This is a genomic window from Mesorhizobium sp. M1428 (assembly GCF_040317515.1).
In the GTDB taxonomy this organism is placed as follows: Bacteria; Pseudomonadota; Alphaproteobacteria; order Rhizobiales; family Rhizobiaceae; genus Mesorhizobium.
Window position 1 is genome coordinate 1 of the sequence record NZ_JAMYKT010000067.1, and the last position, 1,442, is coordinate 1,442.

Below are 1,442 nucleotides of genomic sequence, written 5' to 3' on the forward strand. Positions count from 1 at the left end.
GTTCCAGCCCAGGCGGGCTGACCCGCGACGAAGTGAATCAGCCTGGATTCCGCTGTCGCGGGCTGTCGGCGAATATGGTCTGATCCGCTCATGGCGATGACGGCTGACCAGCTTCCCGACGATCCGGACGCGCTGAAGGCGATGGTCCTGGCGCGCGACGTCGAGAATGCCCGTCTGGTCCAGATCATCAAGGAATTGCAGCGTCACCGCTTCGGCCGGCGTGCCGAGACGCTGCCCGAGGATCAATTGCTGCTGGGGCTCGAAGAGGCCGAGCAGATCGAGGCCGCCGACGAGGAAGAGAACGAACAAGCATCTCCCGCAGAGCGCCTGGAGCGCGCCAGGAAGCGCCGGACGAACCGCGGCGCGTTGCCATCCCATCTGCCGCGGGTGGAAATGATCGTCGACATCGAGGACCATGCCTGCCCATGCTGCCGCAATGGCTTGCATCGGATCGGCGAGGACGTGAGCGAGCGGCTCGATATCGTTCCGGCGCAGCTGCGTGTGATCGTCGTGCGCCGGCCCAAATATGCCTGCCGCGCCTGCGAGGACGTTGTCGTGCAAGCTCCGGCGCCCGCAAGGCTGATCGAGGGTGGTCTTCCGACCGAGGCAACGGTCGCCCAGGTGCTGGTCTCAAAATATGCCGATCACCTTCCGCTCTATCGTCAGGCGCAGATCTACGCCCGGCAGGGTGTCAATCTCGATCGCTCTACGCTCGCCGACTGGGTCGGCCGCGCCGCCTGGCACCTGCGTCCAGTGCATGAGCGGCTGCTTGGCAAGCTGAAGTCCTCGCCAAAACTCTTCGCCGACGAGACGACCGCGCCGGTGCTCGATCCCGGCCGCGGCAAGACGAAGACAGGTCAACTCTGGGCCTATGCCCGCGATGATCGACCATGGGAGGGGAGCGACCCGCCGGGCGTCGCCTATGTCTATGCGCCGGACCGAAAGGCCGAGCGTCCGATCGCTCATCTCGCAGGCTTCACCGGAATCTTGCAGGTCGACGGCTATGGCGGCTATCGCGTGCTGGCCGACAAAAGCGGCGTCACGCTCGCCTTCTGCTGGGCGCATGTCCGTCGGCGCTTTTATGAACTGGCAGCAGCCGGTCCCGCGCCGATCGCCAGCGAGGCGCTGAGACGGATCGCCGAACTCTACAAGATCGAGGATGACATCCGTGGCCGATCGGCCAACGAGCGCCGCGCGATGCGTCAGGACAAAAGCCGCGCCATCGTCGCCGATCTCGAACCCTGGCTGCGTGAGAAGCTCGGCCTGATCAGTCAGAAGACCAAGCTCGCAGAAGCAATCCGCTACACGCTCTCACGCTGGGAAGGCCTCTCGCGCTTCCTTGACGACGGCCGCATCGAGATCGACAGCAACACCGTCGAACGCTCGATCCGTCCGATCGCGCTCAACCGCAAGAACGCGCTCTTCGCAGGCTCTGACGGCGG

General features: G+C 65.0%; 1 protein-coding gene. It reads left to right on the top strand.

Going from position 1 to position 1,442, the window contains the following annotated elements; all coding sequences use genetic code 11:
- Nucleotides 1-90: 90 nt before the first annotated feature.
- Nucleotides 91-1,442, top strand: a 1,352-nt coding sequence (gene tnpC, locus NKG60_RS32135; protein WP_352976685.1) for an IS66 family transposase, incomplete at its 3' end; no start/stop codon positions are given.